Source organism: Sulfurospirillum sp. hDNRA2, from assembly GCF_024206095.2.
GTDB lineage: Bacteria > Campylobacterota > Campylobacteria > Campylobacterales > Sulfurospirillaceae > Sulfurospirillum.
In genome coordinates this window covers 492,873-505,528 of record NZ_CP159800.1, presented here as the reverse complement: position 1 = coordinate 505,528, position 12,656 = coordinate 492,873, and the positions used below count along the sequence as shown (strand labels likewise).

Annotated in this window: 14 protein-coding genes; 6 read left to right on the top strand and 8 right to left on the bottom strand. The window is 46.8% G+C overall.

Features of this window, described 5'->3' with window-relative positions:
- Positions 1-78: 78 nt before the first annotated feature.
- Both queC and NL930_RS02715 read right to left on the bottom strand, forming a co-directional pair.
- Positions 79-747: a 7-cyano-7-deazaguanine synthase QueC gene (gene queC, locus NL930_RS02720; protein ID WP_254377022.1), complete on the bottom strand. Its 669-nt coding sequence runs from the start codon at positions 745-747 to the stop codon at positions 79-81.
- Complete coding sequence (locus NL930_RS02715; RefSeq protein WP_039673372.1) at positions 747-1,325, bottom strand: 7-carboxy-7-deazaguanine synthase QueE; 579 nt, start codon at positions 1,323-1,325, stop codon at positions 747-749. The genes queC and NL930_RS02715 overlap by 1 nt, the downstream gene beginning before the upstream one ends.
- 123 nt (positions 1,326-1,448) lie before the next feature.
- Between NL930_RS02715 and NL930_RS02710 the strand changes: the two genes are divergently transcribed.
- Positions 1,449-1,991, top strand: coding sequence for a 6-carboxytetrahydropterin synthase (locus NL930_RS02710; protein ID WP_039673373.1), 543 nt, complete (start codon positions 1,449-1,451; stop codon positions 1,989-1,991).
- Here NL930_RS02710 and NL930_RS02705 read toward each other — a convergent pair.
- The 4 genes from NL930_RS02705 to NL930_RS02690 are packed head-to-tail and all read right to left on the bottom strand — an operon-like array spanning position 1,988 to position 5,635.
- A complete protein-coding gene (locus NL930_RS02705; RefSeq protein ID WP_041962332.1) occupies positions 1,988-2,686 on the bottom strand; it encodes a dUTP diphosphatase in 699 nt (232 codons plus the stop codon). The genes NL930_RS02710 and NL930_RS02705 overlap by 4 nt on opposite strands.
- A gap of 23 nt (positions 2,687-2,709) precedes the next feature.
- Positions 2,710-3,483 (bottom strand): patatin-like phospholipase family protein, encoded by a 774-nt coding sequence (locus tag NL930_RS02700; protein ID WP_041962333.1) that lies wholly within the window; start codon positions 3,481-3,483, stop codon positions 2,710-2,712.
- Positions 3,468-4,241, bottom strand: coding sequence for a UDP-2,3-diacylglucosamine diphosphatase (locus NL930_RS02695; protein ID WP_254377023.1), 774 nt, complete (start codon positions 4,239-4,241; stop codon positions 3,468-3,470). The genes NL930_RS02700 and NL930_RS02695 overlap by 16 nt, the downstream gene beginning before the upstream one ends.
- Entirely contained in the window at positions 4,238-5,635 is a 1,398-nt protein-coding gene (locus tag NL930_RS02690; RefSeq protein ID WP_254377024.1) for a PhoH family protein, read from the bottom strand. The genes NL930_RS02695 and NL930_RS02690 overlap by 4 nt, the downstream gene beginning before the upstream one ends.
- A gap of 150 nt (positions 5,636-5,785) precedes the next feature.
- Here NL930_RS02690 and NL930_RS02685 point away from each other — a divergent pair, with 150 nt between their 5' ends.
- The 4 genes from NL930_RS02685 (at position 5,786) to NL930_RS02670 (ending at position 10,142) form a co-directional block, all read left to right on the top strand.
- A complete protein-coding gene (locus NL930_RS02685) occupies positions 5,786-6,670 on the top strand; it encodes an AraC family transcriptional regulator (protein ID WP_254377025.1) in 885 nt (294 codons plus the stop codon).
- A gap of 87 nt (positions 6,671-6,757) precedes the next feature.
- Positions 6,758-7,930 carry an MFS transporter gene (locus tag NL930_RS02680; protein ID WP_254377026.1) on the top strand — a complete coding sequence of 391 codons (1,173 nt, stop codon included), beginning with the start codon at positions 6,758-6,760 and terminating at the stop codon, positions 7,928-7,930.
- A gap of 228 nt (positions 7,931-8,158) precedes the next feature.
- A complete protein-coding gene (locus tag NL930_RS02675) occupies positions 8,159-9,676 on the top strand; it encodes an MFS transporter (protein WP_254377027.1) in 1,518 nt (505 codons plus the stop codon).
- Positions 9,677-9,716: 40 nt separating this feature from the next.
- Positions 9,717-10,142, top strand: coding sequence for a bacteriohemerythrin (locus NL930_RS02670; RefSeq protein WP_254377028.1), 426 nt, complete (start codon positions 9,717-9,719; stop codon positions 10,140-10,142).
- Here the strand turns inward: NL930_RS02670 and NL930_RS02665 are convergent.
- Complete coding sequence (locus tag NL930_RS02665) at positions 10,139-10,810, bottom strand: rhodanese-like domain-containing protein (protein WP_254377029.1); 672 nt, start codon at positions 10,808-10,810, stop codon at positions 10,139-10,141. The two genes, NL930_RS02670 and NL930_RS02665, sit on opposite strands and share 4 nt — an antisense overlap.
- Positions 10,811-10,905: 95 nt before the next feature.
- Here NL930_RS02665 and NL930_RS02660 point away from each other — a divergent pair, with 95 nt between their 5' ends.
- Entirely contained in the window at positions 10,906-11,316 is a 411-nt protein-coding gene (locus NL930_RS02660; RefSeq protein WP_254377030.1) for a pyridoxamine 5'-phosphate oxidase family protein, read from the top strand.
- 62 nt (positions 11,317-11,378) lie between these two features.
- Here NL930_RS02660 and sstT read toward each other — a convergent pair whose 3' ends face one another.
- Positions 11,379-12,587, bottom strand: a complete 1,209-nt coding sequence (gene sstT, locus NL930_RS02655) for a serine/threonine transporter SstT (RefSeq protein WP_254377031.1) — start codon at positions 12,585-12,587, stop codon at positions 11,379-11,381.
- Positions 12,588-12,656 lie beyond the last annotated feature (69 nt).

The following is a 12,656-nucleotide window of genomic DNA, read 5'->3' as shown; positions in this document are numbered from 1 at the left end:
GTATATGTCCTCAATCTTTAGGCACACTACTTTTTCCAGTTCATGCACCCTCGCTTGGTAACGCTTACATGTAAAGCTTTATCGGCCTTTGCAAAACGCCTCAAACCCTTGTTTTCGTAGCACGCACGCGGGGCATTCGCCGCAACCGTAACCCCATGCGTGTTTGTGCATATGCACGCCGTTGTAGCACGTATGCGACTCGTCAATCACCAAGTCCAAAACGCCCTCAACCTCTGAGAGTTCAAACGTTTGGGCTTTGGTGAGGTGCATAAGCGGATAGTGAAACGTGATGTTAGCCTCACTGCCAAGGTTAAGCGCAAGTTCCAACGCTTTGACAAACGGCTCTCTGCAATCGGGATAGCCTGAATAATCGGTCTGATTGACGCCGATGACCAAATGCTCGATGCCTTGTTTTTGGGCAAACGCATGCGCTAGCGTAAAGAAAATGGCGTTGCGGTTGGGCACGAACGAGGCGGGAAGATTGGTGTGCGTTTTGTGATGCGCGCTAATGTCTTGCGTCGCATCGATCAACGCCGAGTCGTTGAGCTGTGAAAAAGCATCTAAACTCAGTACCGTATTTTTAACATGTAAGATTTCGGCGATCTTTTGCGCCTGCGCGATTTCGACACGGTGCTTTTGCCCGTAGTCAAACGTAATCGTCTCAACGTAATCAAAACGATTTTTCGCCCATCCAAGGCAGGTCGTGCTGTCTTGTCCTCCGCTAAAAACGACCAAAGCTTTTTTCATTACTCGACTCCTAAAAATTTGTGCAACTGCGCACTAAACGTAAATTGAGGGTGTTGCATCACAAACTCAAGGCAAAAACGAACGTTTGACATGTCAGGCGCGTGCGGCTTATTTTGCGGTTGAATGAACATCGCTTTATCGCTTTGAAACGCCGCAATTTTTTCCACCGAAGCGTCCTTGTCGACCACAAACTTGATCTCGTCGTAACCGCTTAGAGCGATCGCGTCCCAATCTTTCGGGCTGTACGTGATCCAATCGGCATCGGCGATATGCGCGAAATTATACCCGTTCGTCTCGACGCCGACGCGGTACATGTGAGAATGCAACACGGCGATAAAATCGCGAAGGTCGTATAAACTCGGCTCGCCTCCGGTAATAATGACGTTTTTGGAAGGATACGCGGCGATGCGCTCCAAAACCGCCTCGAACGTCAAACGCTCGTACGCACCTTTATGAAGCTCCTCGTCGCAAAAAGAACACGCCAAATTGCACCCGTGCAAGCGAATAAAAACGCAAGGCACGCCGACTTGCGCACCCTCGCCCTGAATAGAATAAAATATTTCAACGACGTTTAACATACCGTTCTTTCTCTCATTTTGATACTTTTATCATAGTCTATTTTCACTAAAAAGCACGTCAAAAATTTTCTTTATATCTCTTTTTGGGTATCATTTCTTACTTTAAAATAAGGTGACATGTTTATGCTATGGCAAATCAGTAAAGAGTTTGATTTTTGTTACGGACACCGTGTTTGGTCGCAGCAGCTCGATTCGGAGTTTGCGCTTACGGGGTGTTTGGCGTGCCGTCATTTGCACGGACACCAAGGGAAAATCGTCGTTTACCTTCAAAGTACGAAGCTTCAAGACGGTATGGTGACCGACTTTCATCATCTCAATTGGTTTAAACGCTTTTTAGACGACACGCTCGATCATAAATTCATCATCGATATTCACGATCCTCTTTTTGAAACTTTATTGCCTCATTTTGCCGACAAGCAGCACCTCATCGAGCATGAAGCGGGCTATAAAATTCCCGATCTTACCCGCGTCAAAGACGAGCCCTCTTTTATCGTAGAGCTTTATGACGGTTATATTATCGTTGATTTCGTGCCGACGAGCGAAAATATTTCGACGTGGCTTTTAGGGATCGTTTCGCAAAAAATGAGCCGTTTAGGAGTGGAAGTTTCCCATATCGAATTTTTGGAAACTCCCAAAAGTAGAAGTATCGTTTACAATCAGGCTTAAGCTTTCGCGTAAGCCTTTTCAAGTCGTTTATAAAGGGCTTCCGTGCCCGGAACGTCTTGTGCGTCTAAAAAAGAGAGCATCACTTCGTTATCTTCCTTACCGTTCCACACTTTTTTATAGCTTCCCTCTTTGTAGCCGTGGTCTTGTCTAAATTGGTTCAAGACGTTTTTGGCGACGTAAAATTTGTACAGCACTTTGAGATTGATGCCGCATTTACGTGCCAACGCAAAATACTTGCGAAGCAACCCGTCGAATAAATCAACGTCAAATCCCGTCATCTCGTGGACGATGTTCTCGATGTCGTTGATCAGCTCCATCGGGTCGGTCGAAGCGGTCAGCAAAGGCTCTTTCGTAAACGCTTCAAAACCTTGAACGTCGAGTACGTCATGGATCAGCTGATCCAAATCGCCTTTGAGATTGGTTTTATACTCTTCCAGCAATAAACTCATCACAAAATGCCAAATATCGACGATCTCAACCGTCACGTTATCCCAATCGGTCTCTTTGTTGATGTTCTTCCAATGTTTCCAACTAAAACTATCGATGAGCTCCGCGCACTCCATGTAAATACATCGTTTCCAGTTAATCAGGCGGTTGTGTTTGGTATATCCGTTTTCCCAGCCGATGCCGTTGGTCTCATCGTTCAGTTTTTGCTGGAGGGAGAACATTTGAAATAAATACTCTTTGCTTGTCATCTCTTTTCCTTCTCTTAAAAACGTTAGATTATACTTTGTTGCTCCATAAAAGTCAAAATGGATTCGCTTCCGACGCGGTACCCTAGCTCAAAACAACGCATCATTTCGCTAAAAGTAAACAATCCAAAGTTCGAAAGCGAAGGGTCGCTCACGTAAAGATCGCTTTTAGCGATTTGCGCTTGAACCGGTGCCGTAAACGCTAAAAAGAGTGCTCTTTTCAAAATCGAATGCAAATCGTGTTTGGCTTTCGCGTCGATCGGATGAAGGTTAACGCCGATAATCGGATACTCCAATTCCAAAAGAGGCGAGATCGGAAGGTTGTCCATAAAGCCTCCGTCGATTAACATGTAATTCTCGTACGCAATCGGACGAAAGATCGGAAAAAGTGCGGAACTTGCAACGGCAAGCTTGGTCGCCTCGCCTTTGGAAAAGCAGACTTTGTTGCCGCTAAGCAGATCGACGCAGGTAATAAACATCGCTACAGGCATATCTTCCAGCCGCTCAATCGGTGCGATTTCACGTAAAATCGCCGCTTTTTCGTCAATCCGCAAAAGGCCTTTGCGAAAATAGTTGAAACCGAAAACAGCTCGTAAGGCATCGCTTTTAAACAAGCGTATCAGATCAAACGCGCTCATCCCAGAAGCGATTCCGACTCCGACGACCGCGCCGATACTCGTGCCTGAAATCGCGGCGATGTGAACGTCGTGACGCTCCAACGCCGCAATCACGCCCAGATGAAATGCGCCCCGTGCCGCACCGCCGGAAAGGGCTAAAGATACGCTTAGTGCCCCAGCCATCGAATAATCCTAAATTCGCCCTCATACGTCTCGACGATCGCCGTACACGACTCGACCCAATCGCCGCAATTGAGGTACTCGATACCGTCGATAGTGCGAATTTCGGCTTTGTGAATGTGCCCGCAAATAACCCCATCGTAACGGTGGCGTTTGGCATGCTCGCTTAAGATCGACTCAAAATCGGTAATGAACGAAACGGAACTTTTAACATGGTCTTTGACGTATTTGGAAAGCGACCAATGACGGTGGTAGCGCATTTTTTTACGGAACCAATTGAGGATTTGGTTAATGTTGAGCAGTAAATCATACCCCATATCGCCCAAAATCGCCAACCACCGTTTGGTCATCGTCACGCTGTCGAAAAAATCGCCGTGCGTGATGAAATAACGCTTTTGATTGAGCCCGATATACTCCGCTTCGTCGCAAATACGAATCGAATCGCCCAAGCCCAAAGGCAAAAACGAGCGCAAAAAGTCGTCGTGATTGCCCGTGATGTAGTAGACGTTCGTGCCTTTTCGGGCTTTTCTCAAAATTTTTTGAATCACGTCTGAATGCGATTGCGCCCATTTGAGTTTTCGCCTCATAGCCCAACCGTCGATAATGTCTCCGACCAAATAGAGATTTTCACACTGCGTGCGTCTGAAAAACTCCAACAATTCGCCTGCTTGCGAAAAACGCGTGCCCAAGTGAACATCGGAAATAAAGATAGAACGAAACGAGACAACCTCGTCTTCATGGGCAAACGAATATTTGGTCATTTGTGTTTATCGATATCTCCGAAAATTTCATCGGCAAAGTGCGAGAACTTCCCGCGTACCGATTTGTCTAGCTCGATGGCAAACAAAGAGATGTGCGTCTGCTCTTTTTTGGTTTGCTTCAAAAGCGACGTTAAGCCGTTATTGTACCGATTGAGGTACATGTTGTCGATTTGACGGTTGGAGCCGATGACGATGGCTTTACAGTTATTGTCCAAACGCGACAAGATGAGTTGCGTCGTGTTGTTGGAGCTGTTTTGCCACTCGTCTAAGATAACGATGGCATTGGAAAGCGTTCGTCCTCTCGCCTCTCCCGGCCAGAGCTTTTCGATGTTGTACTTGGTGATGAGCTCTTGCACCTTTTTCTCGATCGCCATTTGCGGCTCTTGCGTACTGTCGCGTCGCTTCATCTTCTTCTTGGCGATAAACTCTAACGTGTCGTACAATGCCATGTTGTAGATGCGAAACTTCTCGTCGTTGCCGGAAAGATAGCCGACATCCGCACCTTTATCGACGCTTTCGATGGAGTTGCGAACATAGACGATTTTTTCGTAACTGCCTTTGCTCACTAAGCGCATCGCCGCGACAAACGCCATCAACGTTTTACCGCTTCCCGCGCGTGCGTCGATGACGTGAATGTCGTACATGTTAGAAAGCAACGCTTTCATAAAAAACTTTTGTTTGAGGTTGATCGGTTTGACTTCCAAGCCCCTAAAATCGAGCTCTTCGTTTAACATGTGAATAATGCCGCCCGGAGAAATGATCGCATGGGCACTGTTTCCGTCCGTACTGATAAATTCGTAACTGTAATTGCCGCTTTTATGCTCGGGATCGTATTCGCCGATCAGCTTTTTATCGAGCGTGTTAAAGAGTGCCGAGTCCACGTTGAGCTGTTTGACGAACTCAAATTCGGGAACGTCGCTTCGATCTTCGCGTAAGGATTCGACCGTCACGTTGTGAAACAGTCCGAACATACGCGCGTAAACGTCTAAGGAGAGAAAAATGACTTTGTATTTTGTGTAATACTCTTTTGCCGCCGCGGCCGCTTCAACGATGCGCTTGTCGTTGGATTCGTTGAGAAACGTCGCGTTCATATCGGATTCGTAACTGTTTTTAGAGAAGAGATGAATAGCAATCGTATCTTCAAAACGCATCTTTACGACGCGAACGTCTTCGTTGCTATCGACTTCGACGACTTTACACGACGCGAGCATTCTCGCAAAACTTCGAGCTTGATAGCCCAGTTCGGTAAAGTTCTTTTTGAAGTCTTCCAGTTCGATCAGTACGGTTTCGGGGATAACGATGATGTTATTGCCGTTGTCGCACAACTCTTTAATGAAATTGGTATTGTGCAAGATAATGTTCGTATCGAGCACGTAAACTTTCTTGACTGACATCCGCTTCCTTTCGACACAATTGTATGCAAACATTATATCAACTTGGTAACAAAAGGGGTGCATTTTTAGTGAACAATGCTTGACATGTAAAAGGTAAAAATTTGCACCATCACCTCTTTTGAGTCGGGCTCTTTTTGAGTATAATGACGTATGGAAACACTTGAAGCCTTTTACCAACGCATCGCCAAACCACTGCCGCAAAACCTGGAAAACGGTATCGGGCACTTTAATGTCTTTACCAGACAAGAGTGCGCGCAAATTCCCTACAGTCGCAAGGATTATTTTAAGATCACTTTTCTAAAAGGCAAACACAAAGTGCATTATGCCGACAAGACCCTGCAAAGTGATCATTTTGCGCTGATGTTTTCTGACCCACTGGTGCCTTACAGTTGGGAGTCGCTCGATGGGAAAAAGTGCGGCTATTTTTGCATCTTTACCGAGGCGTTTTTTCACCATTACGGCGCACTGAGAAGTTACCCACTTTACCGTCCTGAGCATCCTAAACTTTTCTTATTAAACGAGGAAAGTGCCCACGAAGTGGAGACGATCTTTGAGAAGATGCTTTTGGAGATGAACTCAGACTATGCCTACAAAGACGATCTTTTGCGCGCCAAAACGCTGGAGCTCATCCACATAGCGCTTAAAATGCAACCCGCGGCCATCGCCGCCGAAGCGCAAAGCGATAAAAAGCGCAAAATCGATACACTCTTTAACGAACTCTTAGAGCGCCAGTTTCCCATCACCTCGCCCTATGAGAGGCTGGAGCTTAAAAATCCGAGCGATTTTGCGAGGCTTTTAAACATCCATCCCAATCACCTCAACCGAACGCTTAAAGAGCTCAGCGAGAAAACGACCACAGAGCGCATTGCCGAGCGCGTTTTGGAAGAGGCGAAGATCTTGCTCAAACACTCTTCGTGGAGTGTAAGCGACATTGCATACGCACTAGGCTATGAAGAGTCCGCACACTTCATCCACTTTTTCAAAAAGAAGCTCAATCAAACACCGCAAAATTACCGACAAACTCAAAATATTTGATTTGCGCAATCCTTTGTTTGAACCTAGCACCGAAGAAATGTGCTCTACTTGGTATGATTTCATCAGCATTCAACCAAGGAGAAAAGGATGATTTCACCCAAACAAATCTACGTGATGTCAGCGGTGGCTGGCATTAACGTTGCAACCATTTACTACAACCAACCCATCTTAAACACGATCGCTCAAGATTTACATGTAAGCGCACTGGCGGTGGGAAACTTGCCCACCTTTTCACAAATCGGCTACGGTTTAGGACTCTTTTTTGTAAGCCCTCTAGGCGATAAGATGGACCGTAAAAAACTGCTGTTGATCTCGCATCTACTTTTAGCGCTCTCTCTTGTGGGTCTTGGCATTGTGGAGAACCTCTACGCGCTGTATGCACTAAGCCTTCTTACGGGTCTTTTTGCGGTTTCCGCGCAGATCGTCATTCCAATGGCAGCGGCGATGAGCGGAAAAGACAAAGGCAGAGTCGTCGGTTCCATCTTTAGCGGCCTGCTCACAGGCATCTTGCTTGCTCGAACGCTCAGTGGTTATGTGACCGAGTGGTTTGGAAACTGGCATGGCATCTTTGCGCTCTCTTCGGTGTTGGTTTTTGCCTGCATGGTGGGCATCGCCAAAACATTGCCGAGTATCGAGCCACACTTTTCCCAAAGTTACGGCTCACTTTTGGCGTCATGCGTGTACCAGCTCAAACGCTTTGCTCTTTTACGTGCCAATGCGCTTCTTATTACCGTGTTATTTGGGGTATTTTGCTCTTTTTGGACGACGCTCACGTTTAAACTCTCGCTTGCACCGTTTAACTTTAACAGCGATGTCATCGGGCTTTTTGGAATTCTTGCTGTTGCGGGAGCACTGCTAGCGCCTTACATCGGAAAAATCGCCGATAAGATCAATCCAACCTTTACCAAAATTCTCTCCATAGCGATGATTGTTGTTAGCATCATCCTGATGAAAGTGTTTGAGGATTCACTTGCGGCGTTCATTATCGCTACGCTTTTGCTGGACATTGGTTTTCAAGCGGTGCAAATCAACAACCTCGCACAAATCTACACGCTGGATGAAAAAGCCCACAGCCGCATCAACACGGCATACATGAGCTCGATGTTTTTAGGTGGAGCACTTGGAACGGCTATTGGGGTTTACTGTTGGGAGCATGGCGGTTGGGCGTTGGTCAGCTTGCAACTGCTGAGCTTAAGTGTCATCGCTCTTGCCATCATTCTCTACAGTGCCCTTGATTCAAAACGCACCAAAACGCTCTAAACCTTTTTACATGTAAACACTCTCTCCCGCCAAGGATTCGTAACCTAAGCGAATCTTTGGTAGTATTTCTTGAGAAACTCTTGACACGCCTTTAAAGCAAAGCTCTAAAGACTACGTTAACACTGCGTTTTCTTCGGCAGAAAGCCCACGCACCTTTGGTGCTTTTCTTCTTACAAAATAAGTTTTGCAAGAAGGCTATGACACTTTTGAGAGACTAGGAAAATTACTATGCCTTATACCCACGAAAAAAGGTGGAAAGCCCTTGGGGTTCTCTGCCTTGCTATGTCGATCGTCACGTTGGACAACACCGTTCTTGACGTCGCATTACCCTCTATTTCAAACGACCTCTTGGCGAGCATGCGCGAACTTCAATGGATTGTCAACATCTACATTCTCGTCTTTGCGTCCATCTTAATCACCATCGGCGCTTTGGGCGATCAGTGGGGGCGCAAACGCTTTTTAAAAATCGGCATCACACTTTTTAACCTTGCTTCGTTGGGTGCGGGGCTTTCAAGCTCGACGGGAGAGCTTATCTTCTTTCGAGCCCTAAGCGGTTTGGGTGCGGCATTTATCATGCCCTCTACGCTTTCCATCATCACGCACATGTTTACAAACACCGACGAGCGCATGAAAGCCATCGGGCTTTGGTCGATGATCTTTGGGCTATCGCAAGGTTTAGGACCGCTGGTCGGCGGCATTATCATCGAATACGCGTCATGGCATTGGGTCTTTTTTATCAACCTCCCCATCGGGGTTACGGCATGGTATGCCGCAACGCGAATCCTGCCCGAATCGTCCAATCCCAACACAAAAGCCGACATCCTCGGTATGGTTTTGTGCATCTTCTTTTTGTTTGCGCTTACTTACGGCATCATCGAGGCGGGTGAGCGCGGCTGGAGCGATAAAAGCGTGTATATCAGCCTCTCATTCGGAGTGCTTTTTTGCGCTCTTTTTATCGTTTGGGAGAGACGTTGCACGCATGCGATGATCCCGTTTGAACTCTTTGAAAAACGCACCTTTACGATTCCCTCATTCGCCATTGCGCTCATCGTTTTCGGCATGGTCGGCTCCATGTTTTTCTTCTCCCAACTGTTTCAAACCGTACAAGGTTACAACGCTTTGGAAGCGGGACTCTTGCTAATGCCCATGACGCTGGGCGTGGCAATCGGCTCAAAGTCGGCTCCGCGTGCCGTCGCAACATACGGCATGCCTTTAAGTATCGGCGGCGGCATGATTATCTCAGGACTCGGTATGGCGATTTTTGTCGTCACAATCGACGTGCATATGCCGCTTTGGGCAATTTTAATCGGTTTTTTCGTTCACGGTTTGGGCATGGGACTCTCCATGCCGCCCTCCACCGACTCCATTATGGGCTCGATTCCTCCTCAAAAAGCGGGTGTGGGCAGTGCCTTAAACGACACGACCATCGAACTCTCCGCGGCGATGAGCATCGCCGTTTTGGGCAGTTACGTCAACCGCATTTACCTTTTACATGTCAAAGAGATTGAAGTCGACGCTTCACTTTCCAAAGCCCTTCAAACCTCTATCCAAACGGCACATCAAGCCATTAGCGCACTTTCCGATCTCGCCCTTCGCGAAAGCCTCTTTTTCCGCGTCGATCACGCTTTTATCGAGGGCATTTTTCATACGATGATAGTCGGATGTCTTTTTTCCATTTTGAGCGGGCTTTTAGCAATCTATCTTTTGCCTAAAAAGGCTTCTTCAAGAAAGGGAAAAACCGTTTAAAGCGTGCTACAATAGCACAAAAACTTTACGGGGAATCGTCGTGTTGATAGAATGGAGCGAAAAATTTAGCTTGCGTCACGCACTGTTAGATCGGCAACATCAAGAGCTTTTCGATCTGGCAAACGCCGTTCAAGCATTAACGCCCGAATCAGCGGACAAAGCGGAACTGGGCAGGCTTTTTAAAGAGTTTTTCGACTACATGGCAAAGCACTTCAAAGAAGAAGAGGCATACATGCAAAGCCTCGACTACCCGCTGTACGACAAACACAAGAAGTTTCACGAAACCATCATTGAGGGCATGACCAAAATCCTCAAAGAGAAAAAAAGCATCCCTGAACTTCAAAAAAGCATGAAAATGATCGCCAAAAAATGGCTGGTCGAGCATATCTTGGAAAACGATCTTAAGATCGAGAAGTGGCGTAAAAGCACTTGCGTGGAGGAAGAAGATTCCCACCACGCACTTTAAGGTTTGGTCGTACTAAAGCCAAAGAGTACCCAGTCTTGCAAACCGCCGCGATACCACAAAATTTTCTCTTTAGGATACCCTATCTTGATCAATTGATCGATCATCATACGTGATTGAGCGCACCACGAAGCGTTGCAAAAAATCAGAGCCGTTTTGGCATGCGAAAAGTCAAGCTTTCCTCCCCTTGAGGCAATACCGAGCAGTTTTTTGACACGCTCAAAATCTTCGGGAAAATCGGCATCGTACGCCACTTCGTCAAAAGGAATGTTCACGCTTGAAGGAATGCTCATCTGCTCAAACCAATCCCGTTTACGTGCGTCAACGAGCACATAACGACTCGGGTCTTTGGCTAATTTATGCTGAATAAAATCCAACACTTCCACTTCGCCGACGGTTACGATTTTGGGGTCTAACTGCATCGGCTGGATTTTTCCCACCGTCGTCACCACGCTCTTTTGGCACACGCTTGGCACATCTTTGCCCGCAAAATTTCCGCTGAAAATATCTTCAGGTGAGATATGCACGTTTAAACATTCGCGAGGAATGTTCCGCTCGATCGTGACGGATTTACCGTCGTGCGTCGTCTGAACACCCATATGTTCCAACACCTGAGGATTTTGCGCAAACGCGTACACGCCAAGCACGCTTAAAACCAACCATCGATACATTGCATCTCCTTTGAACGTTATGTGTTTATCATAATCGCCTTGCCATTTAAAAGCGAACAAAAAAATATGTTATACTTTTTTTCAAAGGAAAAATCATGCTTGATCCCAAAATAGAGGCGTTTCTTCGCGAACATCATCTGCTCACTCTTGCCACATCCCAAAACAACACTCCCTACTGCGCCAGCTGTTTTTACGCGTTTATCCAAGAGCCCGCCACGTTTGTCATCGCCACGGACGCACAAACCAGACACGGACGCGAGGCGTTGGAAAATGCGCATGTTGCAGGAACGGTAGCGTTAGAGACCAAGATCGTGGGGAAAATTCAAGGGGTGCAATTTACAGGTGTTTTTCAAAAAGCCAACGAGGCAGAGAAAAAAGCCTATTTGAAGCGCTTTCCTTATGCGATCGCGATGAATCCCGAGCTGTGGAGCATCGCTATTTCGTACCTAAAATTTACGGACAATACCTTAGGATTCGGTAAAAAGCTGGAGTTTTTTGCTTCGTAAAACGCAGGAAAAGTGGTTTACATGTAAAGCACTTGCGGGCAAAACCCGCAAGCACCTTTTTCTTACAAATTAATAGGTTCGTCCGAGCATGCCGCGGTAAACACGACGTCGGTTGAGCTGTTCAGTGCCGTCTCGGTCGAATCTTGAATGACGCCGATCAAAAAGCCGATAGCGACCACTTGCATCGCGATCTCATCGCTAATGCCAAAGAGTCCGCATGCCAAAGGAATCAAAAGCAACGATCCGCCCGCAACACCCGAAACACCCGCCGCGGCGATACTAGAAACGACACTCAACAATAAAGCCGTCGGAATATCGACCGAGATACCCAACGTATGGACCGTCGCCAACGTTAAAACCGTAATGGTCACCGCCGCTCCCGCCATATTTGCCGTTGCACCCAAAGGAATGGAAATGGAGTACGTATCTTCGTGAAGCCCTAGTTTTTTACATAATGCCATATTGACGGGAATATTCGCCGCGGAACTACGCGTAAAAAATGCCGTTACGCCGCTTTCTTTCAAGCATGTCAACACTAAAGGATACGGATTGCGTTTGGTTTTCACGTAAACGATCAGCGGATTCAGTACCAAAGCAACGAAAAGCATCGTTCCGACCAAAATAATCAGTAATTTACCGTAACCTAAAAGTGCCGTAAAGCCCGTTTCCGAAAACGTCTCCGCAACCAATCCTAAAATACCGAACGGCGCTAAACGAATAACCGCTTGAACGATCTTGGTCATGGCATCGCTGACGTCTTTCATAACCGCTTTCGTCTGAGCTCCGCTGTGATGAAGCGCGATACCTGCGGCAACTGCCCATGTTAACACGCCGATATAATTGCCCTTAGCGAGTGCGTTAACGGGATTGTCCACCATGCTGACCAAAAAGCCTTTGATGACCGCAATAATGCTTTGAGGCGGTGTTAAGCTCGCGTCAATGCCACTAGAGAGAACCAACGTTACGGGAAACGCAAAGCTGACGATCACCGCGATCAACGCCGACAAAAACGTACCGATCGCATAGAGGAAAATAATAGGCTTAATATTCGTCTGCGCCCCCACCTCTTTGGTTGCGATCGCCGTAGAGACGAGCACTAAAACTAAAACCGGAGCTACCGCTTTGAGCGCTCCGACGAAGAGTTTGCCCAAAATCGAAACGGCTTGTGCCGCCGTCGGAGAAATGAACGCGATGATAACGCCCAAAACCATACCTAAAAGAATGAGAACAATCAGATTGCCCTCTTTGTACCGCGCGACTAAACGCTCCATAAAAACCTTCCTTACTCATAAAATGTGTGTACTCTAAGTTTTTCTTTAAAAAAAGAGACTAATCATATA

Excerpts from the sequence above, each read along its gene's own strand:
- queC (WP_254377022.1), bottom strand. The coding sequence starts at position 747 with ATGAAAAAAGCTTTGGTCGTTTTTAGCGGAGGACAAGACAGCACGACC.
- NL930_RS02715 (WP_039673372.1), bottom strand. The coding sequence starts at position 1,325 with ATGTTAAACGTCGTTGAAATATTTTATTCTATTCAGGGCGAGGGTGCG.
- NL930_RS02710 (WP_039673373.1), top strand. The coding sequence starts at position 1,449 with ATGCTATGGCAAATCAGTAAAGAGTTTGATTTTTGTTACGGACACCGT.
- NL930_RS02705 (WP_041962332.1), bottom strand. The coding sequence starts at position 2,686 with ATGACAAGCAAAGAGTATTTATTTCAAATGTTCTCCCTCCAGCAAAAA.
- NL930_RS02700 (WP_041962333.1), bottom strand. The coding sequence starts at position 3,483 with ATGGCTGGGGCACTAAGCGTATCTTTAGCCCTTTCCGGCGGTGCGGCA.
- NL930_RS02695 (WP_254377023.1), bottom strand. The coding sequence starts at position 4,241 with ATGACCAAATATTCGTTTGCCCATGAAGACGAGGTTGTCTCGTTTCGT.
- NL930_RS02690 (WP_254377024.1), bottom strand. The coding sequence starts at position 5,635 with ATGTCAGTCAAGAAAGTTTACGTGCTCGATACGAACATTATCTTGCAC.
- NL930_RS02685 (WP_254377025.1), top strand. The coding sequence starts at position 5,786 with ATGGAAACACTTGAAGCCTTTTACCAACGCATCGCCAAACCACTGCCG.
- NL930_RS02680 (WP_254377026.1), top strand. The coding sequence starts at position 6,758 with ATGATTTCACCCAAACAAATCTACGTGATGTCAGCGGTGGCTGGCATT.
- NL930_RS02675 (WP_254377027.1), top strand. The coding sequence starts at position 8,159 with ATGCCTTATACCCACGAAAAAAGGTGGAAAGCCCTTGGGGTTCTCTGC.
- NL930_RS02665 (WP_254377029.1), bottom strand. The coding sequence starts at position 10,810 with ATGTATCGATGGTTGGTTTTAAGCGTGCTTGGCGTGTACGCGTTTGCG.
- NL930_RS02660 (WP_254377030.1), top strand. The coding sequence starts at position 10,906 with ATGCTTGATCCCAAAATAGAGGCGTTTCTTCGCGAACATCATCTGCTC.
- sstT (WP_254377031.1), bottom strand. The coding sequence starts at position 12,587 with ATGGAGCGTTTAGTCGCGCGGTACAAAGAGGGCAATCTGATTGTTCTC.